8 protein-coding genes are annotated in these 13,350 nt (G+C 70.1%); 6 read left to right on the forward strand and 2 right to left on the reverse strand.

From position 1 onward, the window contains the following. Positions 1-111: 111 nt before the first annotated feature. Entirely contained in the window at positions 112-411 is a 300-nt protein-coding gene (locus G361_RS0132575) for a hypothetical protein (protein WP_019931333.1), read from the reverse strand. 565 nt (positions 412-976) lie between these two features. Between G361_RS0132575 and G361_RS0132580 the strand changes: the two genes are divergently transcribed. The 5 genes from G361_RS0132580 (at position 977) to G361_RS0132600 (ending at position 11,071) form a co-directional block, all read left to right on the forward strand. Then, complete coding sequence (locus G361_RS0132580; protein WP_019931334.1) at positions 977-5,755, forward strand: hypothetical protein; 4,779 nt, start codon at positions 977-979, stop codon at positions 5,753-5,755. Positions 5,756-5,816: 61 nt separating this feature from the next. Next, positions 5,817-7,556: a dynamin family protein gene (locus G361_RS0132585; RefSeq protein ID WP_036496154.1), complete on the forward strand. Its 1,740-nt coding sequence runs from the start codon at positions 5,817-5,819 to the stop codon at positions 7,554-7,556. Between the two features lie 538 nt (positions 7,557-8,094). Beyond that, the gene (locus tag G361_RS0132590; RefSeq protein ID WP_019931336.1) at positions 8,095-8,937 is read left to right on the forward strand and encodes a hypothetical protein; all 843 of its coding nucleotides are present in this window, start codon (positions 8,095-8,097) and stop codon (positions 8,935-8,937) included. 94 nt (positions 8,938-9,031) lie between these two features. Further along, positions 9,032-9,859, forward strand: a complete 828-nt coding sequence (locus G361_RS0132595) for a hypothetical protein (protein WP_019931337.1) — start codon at positions 9,032-9,034, stop codon at positions 9,857-9,859. A 396-nt stretch (positions 9,860-10,255) separates the two neighbouring features. Continuing rightward, positions 10,256-11,071 carry a hypothetical protein gene (locus G361_RS0132600; protein ID WP_019931338.1) on the forward strand — a complete coding sequence of 272 codons (816 nt, stop codon included), beginning with the start codon at positions 10,256-10,258 and terminating at the stop codon, positions 11,069-11,071. Positions 11,072-11,142: 71 nt separating this feature from the next. On the opposite strand, the gene G361_RS0132605 is transcribed toward G361_RS0132600, so the two are convergent. Next, positions 11,143-11,934 carry an IclR family transcriptional regulator gene (locus G361_RS0132605; RefSeq protein WP_036496156.1) on the reverse strand — a complete coding sequence of 264 codons (792 nt, stop codon included), beginning with the start codon at positions 11,932-11,934 and terminating at the stop codon, positions 11,143-11,145. A 512-nt stretch (positions 11,935-12,446) separates the two neighbouring features. Between G361_RS0132605 and G361_RS45735 the strand changes: the two genes are divergently transcribed. Then, positions 12,447-13,301: a hypothetical protein gene (locus G361_RS45735; RefSeq protein ID WP_196814708.1), complete on the forward strand. Its 855-nt coding sequence runs from the start codon at positions 12,447-12,449 to the stop codon at positions 13,299-13,301. The last annotated feature ends 49 nt before the right edge of the window (positions 13,302-13,350 follow it).

Consider the following 13,350-nt stretch of genomic DNA (forward strand, 5'->3'; position numbering starts at 1 on the left):
CGCACGGCAAGCACACTCGGCCCGGCCCGAGCGGGCGGCAGCGCGGATGATCGCGAAATCAGTTGAGCGGCAAAGTATTCAGAGGAAGTACGCGAGCGCCGGCGGCGGCGATCAGAATCGGTCGGCGTCCTCGGGCTGTTGCCGGGCGCGGGCCACCCAGGCATCCGCGAGCGCCTTGGCCTCCTCGGCACTGCGCGCCGAGGATTCCCGCAGCATGGTCCCGTCCGGCCGGTCGACCCGCCAGACACAGGTCGCGCCGGCGGTCGGCGTCACGCGACCGCGATATTCGCCGTAGTCCTTCGCCAGCCGGGGCGACCCGGACGTATCCGCCGGCTCCCAGTCACCGGTGGCGTCCCCCGGGTACGACGAATCGCCCGGACCCGCTCCCGTACCGCCACCGCTCACCGTCACGTCCCTCCGCCACCCACGGGACCACCCGAATACGTACGCCTTGCATTGTGCCGCAACGTGTTTCCCATGTATATCCGCCATCGCACATCTGCCACGGTGGTACCGCGGCGATGTCCACATCGCGACATCCATCCGGCCGGCCGAACGGGAACCGCACGGGCCGGCGGGTGATCTGTTCGTGATGGGCGGTTTGTCCGGCAACAAACCCGGGACCTGCGCTTATAGCCAAGTGTAGGTATCATCGCGGTAACGGTGATGCCGAGGACCCCCGATCCCGGCGGTTCGTGCCGCGCAGCCCGCGTGGCCGAGCGCCGACCGCGTGTCGCCGTCTTGCGAATAGCGCCGACCGGTCTCAGCCAGGGGCCTGTGTCCCGACGTCCGGCAACCCCCGAATTTCACGGGCAGTAGTCCTGGCGTCTGCTGTGAGCCCGGTGTGAGCACTCGGCTTACTCACAGACTTCTCCCACCTTCCCGCCAGCGGATGATCGTAACTTCGCAGGCAGGGATGGCGATACAGCCCACATAGGCGATTGTGCCGATTGAGATCAGGAAAGGCAGTTCCACCATGGCCCTCGGCAACAACCTCGGGGAAAACACGGTCCTCGGCTTTGGCAACAGCCCAGCGAACGACCAGCCCGACGACATTCACGCCGCCGCGACCCCCCATCTGGCTGCCGAGGCGGGTTCCGCCCTCGGGCCGGCCGGCACCGGACTCCTGGTCGGCAATATCGATACCCTGAACGTCGACTCCGGCGCCGGTGTCGTACCCACTTCCGACGGCCTGTCCTTCCAGGCCGGCGAGCATGTCACCGCCGTGGACGCGCACGGCTTCGCCGCCGGGGTCGCCACCCCGGTGGGCAGCTCCTTCGTCGCCGGTGAACAGAGCCACATCCTGGATCAGCAGAGCCACGTCGGGGTCACCCCGGGCCTGCTCGCCACCACCTTCGACGCCGGTCAGGACACCTACGTCGCCGATCACAGCGCCGGCGCCGCGGGCCTCTCCACCCCCTTCGGCTCGGTGTACGACGCGAACGAGGCGAACCACGTCGATGCCGAGTCCAGCCACGTGAGCAGCACCACGGGCCTGCTCGGCTCGGAATTCGACGCCTCGAACTCCAGCCACGTGTACGACGAGACCGCGCACGTCGGTTCCGTGTCGACCCCGTTCGGCAGCGCGTACACCAGCTCCGAGGCCGATCACGAGGCCGACCACAGCGCCGACGTGCACACCTCGGTCTCCCCGTTCGGCACCGAATTCGAGGCCGATCGCAGCGACCACGTCGCCGACCACAGCGCCGATGCCTCCGGCTATGTCACCCCGTGGGGCAGCGCCTTCGCATCCGACGAGCAGTCCCATGTCGCCGGCGACAGCGTGCACGTGGCCGGTGCGGTCACCCCCTTCGGCACCGAGTTCGACGGCTCGCAGACCGCGTACACCGAGGACGACAGCCGGCACGTCAGCGCCGGTTCCGGGCTGTTCGGCGGATACCAGGACGTCGACAACCGGCACAGCGAGGCCGATCAGGAACACAGCGCGCATTCGGTCAACGGCGTGTTCGGTTCGGCCTACCAGGCCACCGACGCCGCGCACAGCGAGTCCGACAACCTGCGTATCGCCGAGCAGCACGGACTGTTCGGCTCCTCCGAGTCGATCGACGCGGGCCATCACGAGGGCGACGTCTACCACGGGGTCACCGCGGTGAGCACCCCCTTCGCCTCCGCCTCGGAGACCGTCGACCGGATCCACGGCGAGGACGACACCTTCCACGAGGACCGCGGCGCGAACCTGTTCGGCAGCCACGAGGACATCGACGCGTCGCACGACGAGTTCGACGACCAGCGGATCACCCACGTGGTGAACACCCCGCTGGCCTCCGGATACCAGTCGGTCGACCAGTCGCACGCCGAGGCGGACAGCTTCCACGAGAGCGAGCAGGCCGGCTGGCTGGGCAACTCGTCGAGCATCGACGCGGGCCACCACGAGGCCGACGGCTACCACGCCGTCGACATCGTCAACACCCCGTTCGGCTCGGCCGCCGACACCGCGGATCGCGTGCACGTCGAGAACGACACCCTGCACGAGGATCGCGGCGCCAACCTGTTCGGCAGCTACAACGATGTCGACGCGGCGCACAGTGAATACGACGACCAGTCCTCGAGCCACCTCGTGAACACCCCGTTCGGTGGTTCGTACCAGGCCGTGGACCAGTCGCACGCCGAGTCCGACACCCTGCACGAGAGCGAGCGCGCCGGTTGGCTCGGCAACTCGCAGACCATCGACGCGGGCCATCACGAGGCCGACGGCTACCACGCCGTCGACGTCGTGAGCACCCCGTTCGGCTCCGCCGGCTCGACCGCCGACGCCGTGCACCTCGAGAACGACAGCCTGCACGTCGACCGCGGCGCCGGCCTGTTCGGCAGCCACGAGAACATCGACGCCGCGCACAACGAGTACGACGATCAGCAGTCGAGCCACTTCGTCAGCACCCCGTTCGGCGGGGCCTACGAGGCGACCGACCAGTCGCACGCGGAGGCCGACACCCTGCACGAGTCGAGCGAGACCGGGCTGTTCGGCTTCGGTCACGAGACGGTCGACGCGTCGCATCAGGAGGCCGACGGCTACCACTCGGTGCAGGCCGTGAACACCCCGTTCGGCTCGGCCTCGCACTCCGTGGACGACACCCACGCCGAATCGGACAACCTGCACATCGACGAGAGCACCGGCCCGTTCGGCTCGCACTACGAGACGGTCGACGCGAGCCACTCGGAGTTCGACGAGCACGAGGTCACCAATGCGGTGAACACCCCGTTCGGCGGGGCCTACGAGACCGTCGACGAGACGCACGCCGAGACGGACACCGTGCACGAGACCGACGCCTCGCTGGGCACCTTCGGCCCCAGCTTCCAGACGGTCGACGAGCACCGGGTGTCCCAGGACAGCGTGAAGGTCGCCGGCGGCGCTTCCTCCCCGCTCGGCGGTGGCGGCGGCTCGCTCACCGAGACCCAGACCGAGACCGACGACATCCACTCCATCGGCGGATCGCTGATCCCCGGCGGACCCGGATTCTCGGCGACCATCGAGACCAGCGTCGTGCAGGACACGGTGTCGGCCAACGGCGGACCGGCCGTCCCGGTCGGCGGTTCGGCGGGCGTCGAGGTCGGCGTGAACATCGGCGGCGTGGGCTTCGAATTCGGCATCAACACCGGCGCCGGGCTCGGCGTGGGCAACGGCGGCCTCGGCGGCGAGCACGGCGGCTTCGGCGGCCAGGAGGGCGTCGGCCTCGCCAACGGCCTGCACAACGGCCCCGGCTTCGGCGATCAGGGCCACGGCGGTCCCGGTCAGGGCGGCTTCGGTGTGGGCGGCTTCGACCAGGGCCACAACGGCCAGGGTGGCTTCGGCGACCACGGCCAGGTCGGCTTCGGCCAGCCGGGCTTCGGTGGCGACCACAACGGGTTCGGCGGCCAGGGTCATGACGGTTTCGGCGGGCAGGATCACAACGGGTTCGGCGGGCAGAACCACGGCGGCTTCGGCGGCCAGGGTGGCTTCGGCGGACAGAACCACAACGGGTTCGGCGGACAGAACCACAACGGCTTCGGCGGTCAAGACCACAACGGCTTCGGCGGTCAAGACCACAACGGCTTCGGTGGACAGGACCACAGCGGGTTCGGTGGCCAGGGTGGCTTCGAGGGTCACGGCCAGGCGCCGGCGGCCGACTGGGGTCATGCGGGCATCGGTGGCGGGTTCGGCGGCGGACTCGGTGCCGGAATCGGCGGCCACGCCGGTGTCGGCATCGGGCTCGGCGGTCAGGCGGGCGGCGGCTTCGAGGGCGGTCGCCCCGGCTCCGGCGCGCAGAACCACGACGGCCACAGCGCCGGGCAGGGTTTCGCCGACCACTCCGACCGTGGTTTCGATCACGACGGCGGGTCCGACCGGGAGGGCGTGTCCGGCCGTACCGGTGACCACGGCATCGGGCACGACAACGACGGACGCACCGGTTCGCACGACAACGACGGCCGCGGCTCGCAGGACGTGCGCGCCGGCGGTCAGCCGGGCGGGAGCCAGCAGCCGGGCGAGATCCGGACGACCTCGGTCGGCACGGGCGCCTCGGCGAACGGCAACGCCTCGGTCAACACGGGTGTGAACGGCAACGCCTCGGTCAACGCCGGTGGGTCGGCGAGCGCCGACGCGCGGCCGGTGTTCTCGCAGAGCTCGGCGGCGACCGCGGACAGCGCGGCGCACAACGCCGGCCTCTCCGCGAACCTCGCCACCAGCACGTCCGCGGGCCTCGGCGCCTCGTCGAGCGCGCTCGGCCAGTCCGCGCTGGGCCAGTCGACCACCGCGTCGGTGGCGCACGCCGGCGCGGCCACCACAGTGGCGGCGACCGACGCCTCGGCGACGGCCGCGGCCGCGCAGCCGGTGATCGCCACCCCGGTGGCGGCCTCGACCGCCAACGCCGCGACCACCTCGCTGTCCTCCACGGTCACCCAGGCGACCAACACCGACGCCCGGGCGGCGGCCGTGGTCGGCACCTCGACCACCGGCGCGGGCCACTCGTCCACCGGCACCGGCCACACCGGCACGACGGGTACCGGTACGACGGGCACCGGCACCACCGGCTCGACCGCGACCAGCGGCACCGCCCACACCGGTACGACGGGTACCACCGGCACCGGCTCCACGGCCACCACCGGGACCACCCACGCGCCGACCACCACGACGACCGACGGTTCCCACGCCACCACCGGCACCACCGGCACGGCGACCCCGGGCACCACCGGCACCGGCTCGGCACCGGCGGATCCGACGCACTCGGCTCCGACGACCGCCGCCGGCGGCAGCACCGCCACCACCAGCGGCGGCGCGGCCCCGAAGCCCGATCTGGGTGGCAGCACCAACAGCGGTGGCGGGGTCAGCTCGCACACCAACGACAACGTGACCCAGTTGCAGCAGGGCGGCTCGAGCCCCGCGGGTTCGACCGGTGGAGCGACCTCCGGGTCGACCAGCACCGGCACCGATTCGCACGGCACGTCGGGTTCCACCTCGACGGGTACCGGCGCCGCCACCGGCGGCTCCGCCCCGACCACGAGCGCGGGCACGGCGAGCACCGGCACCACCACGCATACGGATGCCACCGCGGGCACCGACAGCGGCCACTCGGCCGCGGCGACCACCGCGACGCACACCGATGTGACGGCGGGCACCGGCGGCACGGCGGATCACGGCCTGACCGACTCGCACTCCAGCGGTCTGTCCAGCGGCCTGTCGTCGGGCGCCGATCCGTCGGCGAGCGCGCATCCGACCACGGATGCGAGCCACGACTCGAGCGCCCTTCTCCAGCACTGATTCACCCCGGCCCGTCCCGCCGCAACCCGGCGGGACGGGCCGGCCGAAAGGACTTCCACCCGTGAGCGCCCCTGCACTGGTCGGCAAAGTGACCGACGCAACTGCAACGATGACCGAAATCCTCACCGATCTGCAATCGGTGACCGACACCGTCGGCCGCACCGACCTGTCGCGGCGGCTCGCCGCGGCCCAGCGCCGCATCGGCGACGACCGGCTGCGCATCGTCGTGACCGGTGAATCCCGGGCGGGGCTCAGCTCCATCGTCAACGCCCTGGTCGCCGCGGACGTCGCACCGGTCGGCCAGCACAGCCCGCAGGCCGCCGTGATCGAACACGGCGACCGGGTGACCCGCACCCCCGCCCGCCGCGACGGTCTGGTGGCCGTGACGGCCCCGGCCGACCTGCTGGCCGCCGGCGTGGTCCTGGTCGACACACCCGGCCTGAGCGGGCCCGAATCCCGCACCGCGGCAGCCACTCTGGATCTGGCGCCGACCGCCGACGCGGTCCTGTTCGTGGCCGACGCGGCACACGAGCTGACCCCCGCGGACATCCGCTACCTCAAGCAGTTGCAGGCCGCCTGCGCGGTGGTCGCCTGCGTGATCAACAAGATCGACGCCAATCCGCGCTGGTCCGATGTGCAGCGGGCGAACCGCAAACTGCTCACCGAGGCCGGACTGGATCTGCCGCTGCTGCCGGTGTCGGCCGAATCGCACCGGACCGGCCACCGCGGCAACGACAACGGGAAGATCGTCGAGTCGGGCATCCCCCAGCTGGTCGGATACATCCGCGAACATCTGCTGGCCCGCGCGGCGCTGCTGGCCCGCGAGTCGGTCATCAACGACGTCCGGGTGGTGTCCGATCAGGTGACGCTGGCCCTGAATTCGGAGGTGACCCGGCTGCAGGACCCGCAGCGGGATCTGGTGGCGCGCACCCATCTCGAGCAGGCCCGGCAGGCCGCTCTGGCGTTGCGCAAGCGCACCTCGAACTGGCCGTACGCCCTGGGCGACGGGGTCACCGAGCTGAACGTGGCCGTCGAGCACGACCTGCGCAATCGGCTGCGGGCCCTGATCCGCGAGGCGGAACACGAGATCGCCAAGGGTGATCCGAGCAAGCGCTGGGCGCAGTTCAACACCTGGGTCGACGATCGCATCAACGCCGAGGTGACCGACAACTTCCTGCTCGCCCAACGTCTCTCGGTCGAGCTCGCGGGCACGGTGGCGGCCCGGTTCGCGGACGAGGAGCGGAATTCGGTGCCGCGCATCCGCGTTTCCGACACCCACGACGTACTGAACAGCTACGGGCAGCTCGAGGAGCTGGAGAGCGCCAAGGGTTCGATCACCCAGCGGGCGGTCAGCGCGCTGCGCGGCTCCTACAGCGGCGTGCTGATGATCGGCGTGGCCACCACCCTGGCCGGCCTGGCGCTGGTCAACCCGTGGTCGATCGCGGCCGGTCTGCTGCTGGGCGGGCACACGGTCTGGGAAGACCTGAAGAACGTGAAGGCCCGGCGGCAGCTGGAGGCGAAGATCGCCGTCGGCAAGCTGATGGACGAGGTCTCCTTCCAGGTCGGCAAGGAGTCCAAGCAGCGGCTGCGCGAGGTACAGCGCTCGCTGCGTGACCATTTCACCGAGGTGGCCGAGCAGCGGGCGACCGCGGCGGACGCCGCGATCGCCGATGCCGCGCGCGCGGTCGACCGGCACGAGGACGACCGCCGCGACCGGGTCAGCGCGGTGGCCGCCGATCTGGAACGGCTGCAGCGGATCCGGATGCGGGCCGCACATCTGGCCGACGTGGCGGCCGCATAAGCGGTTCGGCGACAACACGATCCGAGGCCCTCGCGGGACAACGCGAGGGCCTCGGTGTTTCCATGGTGTGTATCACTCGGGTAAATAGCGACCACACCGGTTGGGTTGTCGATGAAAGCCGCACCGGGACGCCGTAAATTGTCGATGAATTAATTCCGGCAGTACCCCCGGCCCGGCGGTGCGAACTCCGCAGGTCCCGACCCCCTATTTCATTGCAGACGGCTATCATTGCACGACAGCGGTGAGAATGGCCGAATGTCCGACCACCGTCTACTCTCTGAAGAGGACGTTAATTCTGGTGAGCTGGATAACGTTACCAACGGTTACATACAGTTTGGTATCGGTAGCCGTGAGCTGGCCCGAAACCCACCGTGAGGTGTCCAGATATTTACGGCGAGGTGTCGCGCGCCGTTCACGAATTATTCATGATGAGTAGAATCTTGACTCCTGCTCAGTTGCCTGGGAAGGTCCGTACTGCGCTGTGTCCGTAGGGCTCCGCGTAGGTCTCACGCAACAAAAGAAGCAAGAGGTCCCCCTGATGAGGAAATTCGCTGCTTATGCAGCACTGACCGTCAGCGCCGTCGGCGTTGCGGCCGCCCCCGCCTATGCCGATCCGGCCGCCGCCGCGCCCACCACGGGTGTCGCGATCGACCAGGCCGGTGTCATCCACGTTCCCGCGTCGCAGACCCTCGAGGTCAACGGCGTTCACTACACCGTGGCCCAGGACGGCGGCTCCGCCGTCCTGACCGCCACCGACGGTTCGTTCAAGACCGTCGGCAGCAGCCTGGTCGTGAGCAACGCCACCGGCGATGCGGTCGACTCCATCCCGCTGAGCTACCGCAAGGACGCGACCGAGTTCCCGATCGCGGCCCAGATCAGCGACAACACCGTCCGCCTCACCCCGGACACCGCGCCGGAGGCCGGCAAGCCGGTCGACCACGCGATCACCGCCGAGGCGATCGCCGCCGGTCAGGACGTCACCAAGCCGCAGGCCAAGGACGTCTACGAGTCCTTCTCCCCGCGTGACCTGCAGGAGCTGACCGCGTTCTCGCAGCGCGCCAGCATCTCCTCCACCGTGGGCGCCATCACCGGCGCCATCATCGGTGGCGTGGGCGGCTGCCTCATCGGCGCCGTGGTCGGTTCGGTCTCCACCGCGATCACCACCCTGCTCGCGGGCGTGCTGCCCGGCGCGCTGGTCGGCTGCATCGCCGGTGCCGCCACCGTGGGTGCCGCCGGTTCGCTGACCGGCACGATCATCGCGACCGGCCCCGTGCTGCTGTGGTCGGCCTACCAGTACTTCAGCACCCTGTCCTCGCCGTGCGTCGGCCCGGGCACCTACTGCGTCGACCCGAACGCTCCGGCGCCGGTTCCGGCCAAGTAGTCCCGACATCGGTGCGAGGGCGTGCCGCAGCCGCGGCACGCCCCGTGCGGGTCTTTCCTTTTTTCGACCACGACAGAACAGGTCGTTCCTCACCATGATGAAGAAGTTCACTGCCGCCGCGGTGCTCGCCACCAGCGCCGTGGCCATCGCGTCCGCCACCGCCTACGCCGATCCGGCCGCCCCGTCGGGCGTCACGATCGACCAGGCCGGCGTCGTCCACGTCCCGGCCGCGCAGGCCCTGGACCTGAACGGTTCGCACTACACCATCGCCCGCGACGGCGACTCGGTCGTGCTGACCAGCGACGGCTCGTTCAAGGCCAGCGGCTCCACCCTGCTGGTGAACAACGCCGCCGGTGACGCCGTCGACTCCATCCCGCTGACCTACCGCAAGGACGCGACCGAGTTCCCGATCGCGGTCCAGATCAGCGACAACACCGTCCGGCTGACCCCGGACACCAAGGCCGAGGACGGCAAGCCGGTCGACCACCCGGTCACCGCCGCCGCGATCGCCTCCGGTACCGATGCCACCGCGCAGCCGATCACCGAGTCGTTCACCCCGCGTGACGCCCAGGAGCTGTCGGCCTTCTCGTCGCGCACCACCATCGCCTCGGCGACCGGTGCGGTCATCGGCGGCCTGATCGGCGGCGGCCTCGGCTGCCTCGCCGGTGCGGCCGTGGGCTCGGTGTCCTCCGCGATCACCACCCTCCTCGCGGGCGTCATCCCGGCCGCGCTGGTCGGTTGTGTCGCCGGTGTCGCGGCCATCGGCTCGGTGGGCACCCTCGCCGGCGCCGCCCTGGTCGCCGGCCCGATCGTGCTGTGGAACGCGTACCAGTACTTCAGCACCGTGACCGGCCCGTGCAACGGCCCGGGCACCTACTGCGTCGACCCGGCCGCCCCCGCGGCGCCGGCCCCGGCCAAGTAGAAAACGCTCCGGCCACGGCCGGGACAATAGTCTCCCGATAATCAGGAGCGGATATTTCCGCTGCTGCGGGAAATTATGCCGCAGGGCGGGTCCTCCTCACGGAGGGCCCGCCCTCCGTCATTTTTCGGGGCACTCCCGGGAGGTTCGGAAAACTTTTCCGAAAAGAATGTAAAGAAATGGTATTCCAAAACCCTGGGCCAGCCCTGCAGACCCCTTCTGAAAAGGCTTTCTGTGTATTAACCGCGAGGTTCCTGATAGCCCTGACCAGCTTTGATGTCTTTCGCCTATTTCAAAATGAGATCGCCGCTGAGATAAAGTTCTGCCGGGCTTCGCCCCCGCATCGGAACACTTTCGATGCGTTCGGAATCCTCATCTGAAAGCTAGGTCGCCCCACCTATGATGAAGAAGATCGCCGCGTGCGCGGTACTGGCCACCGGTGCCGTCGCCATCGCATCCGCCACCGCATATGCCGACCCGGCCGCTCCGGCGCCCGCCGCCGACGGCATGGTGCACGTGCCGGCGTCGCAGGCCCTGGACCTCAACGGTGTGCACTACACCGTCACCGCGGACGGCAACTCCGTCGTGCTCACCTCGGACGGTTCCTTCCAGGCGGTGAACGGCAGCCTGGTCGCCGACAACGCCCAGGGTGACGCCGTCGACTCGATCCCGTTGAGCTACCGCAAGAATGCGACCACGTTCCCGATCGCCGCCGAGATCGGCGACCACACCGTGCGGCTCACCCCGAGCACCGATCCGGCCGCCGGTCAGCCGGTCGACAATCCGATCACCCCCGATGCCGTCGCCAAGGGCGTCGACGCGACCGCGCAGCCGATCACCGAGTCGTTCACCCCGCGTGATCAGCAGGAACTGTCGGCGTTCAGCTCGCGCGCCACCATCTCCAGCGCCACCGGCGCCGTCATCGGCGGTCTCATCGGCGGCGGCCTCGGCTGCCTCGCCGGTGCGGCCATCGGTTCGGTGTCCACGGCGATCACCACTCTGCTCGCGGGCGTCATCCCGGGCGCGCTGGTGGGCTGCATCGCCGGTGTCGCGACCATCGGCTCGGTCGGCACCCTCGCCGGCGCCGCCCTGGTCGCCGGCCCGATCATGCTGTGGTCGGCCTACCAGTACTTCGACACGATCAACGCCCCGTGCCACGGCCCGGGCAGCTACTGCGTCGACCCGAACGCCCCGGCTCCGGCCCCGGCGCACTGACGCCGACTCGGCACCACCCCGCGGGCGGGTCCTTCTCCGGAGGGACCCGCCCGCGGGGCGTTTCGGAGAGTTCAGGCGGTGAGCGTATCCGGCAGGCCGACGCGCACCGGCCCGTGATCACCGAGGGCGCGGCCGATCCGGGCGCCGGCCGCGCGCAGCGGGGGCACCATCGGCGGGATCGCCGCGGTGGCCGGCAGCGCCACCGACAGCGCCGCCACCGTGCTGCCACCGGCGGCGCGCACCGGCACCGCGAGGGCGGTCACCGCCGGGTCGAGGATGCCGGGACAGTGCGCGACGCCGGTGTGGCGGATCTCGGACAGCAAGCGGCGCAACGCATTCGGATCGGTCACGGGCTCGCCGGCGATGGCCGGCAGCGGGGCCGCGAGCACCGCCTCGCGAAGACCGGCGGGCGCGTGGGCCAGCAGCACCAGCCCCGGCGCCGACACCGGCAACGGCGACCGGCCGCCGACGGTGGTGGTGCGATCCGGAATCGCCCCGGGGGCGCTGAGCCGCTCGACGCACAGCACCTCGCGTCCGGCCCGGATACTCAGGTGGACATGCCGTCCGGCCCGGCCGAGCAGATCGGTCATCACCGGCAGCGCCGCGGCGCGCAACTCGTTGACGGGCGCGGCCCGCGCCACCAGCTCCCAGATCCGCATCCCCACCCGGACCCGTTTGTCCGCGTCCCGGCACAGCCAGCCGTATTCGATCATCTCCGCGACCATTCGCGAGGTCGACGGCAGCGGAATCCCGGTCCGTTCGGACAGTTCCGAGACCGTCAGCGCCGAATGCTCCGGATCGAAACCCTCGAAAATCCGTGCCACTCTGGAGAAGACCGATTCCCCGTTGGAATGTCGCGCCATCGATCTCAGCCTCACTTCCGTCCGCAACCGCGGAAAACGGTCCTACCGGATACGTCCGGGAGTGACCTTGCCCACCCCGGGCGTCGTTCCGTCGGGCGGGATCGCCGGATTTTCTCCGGCAACGCGGCGGACACGTCCCCGGACCGCCCGCCCGAAAGGCCCGTTCACGTGGAACGATGCTATTTCGCTCTCAATCATGGTAACTCTCGGAGCGCTCCGGCAAACACTCGGCCCGACCTCCCGGCATCGGCCCGGCCACCCTCAGCAGTGGTTTCTCCGCGGCTGCGGAACTATTTCACTTCATGGCAACCGACCGGCGTTCGATTGCGGACCGGATTGACAGAGGTCGACATACGATGTCGCATTCTCGGAATATCTCGAATATGATCCGAGGCGATCTGCCGTATCACTCTGCTCCGGCCCGATCGAAAGAAACCGTCACACAGCAGGTTTCGCGCCGATCCCACCGGAAAGCCGAGCCGACGAGAAGGATTGGAACAACCGCCATGCAAATGCGCAGCGTTACAGCGGCCGCCGCCCTGGTTGTGGGTGCTCTGGCCGCGACCGCGGGCATCAGCCATGCCGATCCCGCCGCCGCGCAGCCGGAGGTCCGATATTCGGCCAAACTCGTCGACCAGAAGGTCGTCACGACCCTCCGGGACGGCACCTTCGCACTCGCCAAGGCGCGCCGGGCCGATCTGGCCGACGGCAAGGACGTGCGGCTGACCGAGCGTGACGGTGCGCTGTACGCCGCCGACGGCGCGGTCACCCCGGCCACCGACGCCGTGGATGTCGTCGACGTCCGCGACAACGGCGGGCACACCGTCGCCACGCTGCCGCTCGACGTGCACGTGGTCGGCCTGGTCATCCCGGTCGCCCCCGCGGTCAAGGAAAACGGCAGCGTGCTGGAGCTGACCCCGCAGCGGCCCTCCGGCCTGGACGTGTCCCAGCCGCTGGCGCTGAACCCGGTCGCCACCAAGCCGATCGCCGCGCAGGCCATCGCGTCGGACGCCGAGAACCAGAAGGCGATGTCCGACTTCAGCACGAAGTTCAGCCTGGCCACCGCGGTCGGCGGCTTCATCGGCACCGCGGTCGGCGCGACCATCGGCTGTGTCGTGACCATCGCCGCGGGTTGTGTGGCGGGCCTGGTCACCGGCGCCGGTGTCGGCGGCATCGTGGGCACCATCGCCGCGGGCGGACCGACCCTGATCGCCACCGGCCTGGACCTGGTCGGCACCATGCAGGCCGCCGACGGCACCTCCCGCTACGCCGACAAGCCGACCGGCCAGACCACCCTGCAGCCCGCCCCGGGCCAGGAGGTCGCGGCCCCCGGCCCGAACAACGCGCCGCGGCAGGGCAACCGGTAGACATCTCCCCGGACAGCATCCGACGCGACGGGCCCCGAACCTATCCGGT

Origin of the sequence: Nocardia sp. BMG111209 (assembly GCF_000381925.1) — a bacterium.
Taxonomy (GTDB): Bacteria; Actinomycetota; Actinomycetes; order Mycobacteriales; family Mycobacteriaceae; genus Nocardia.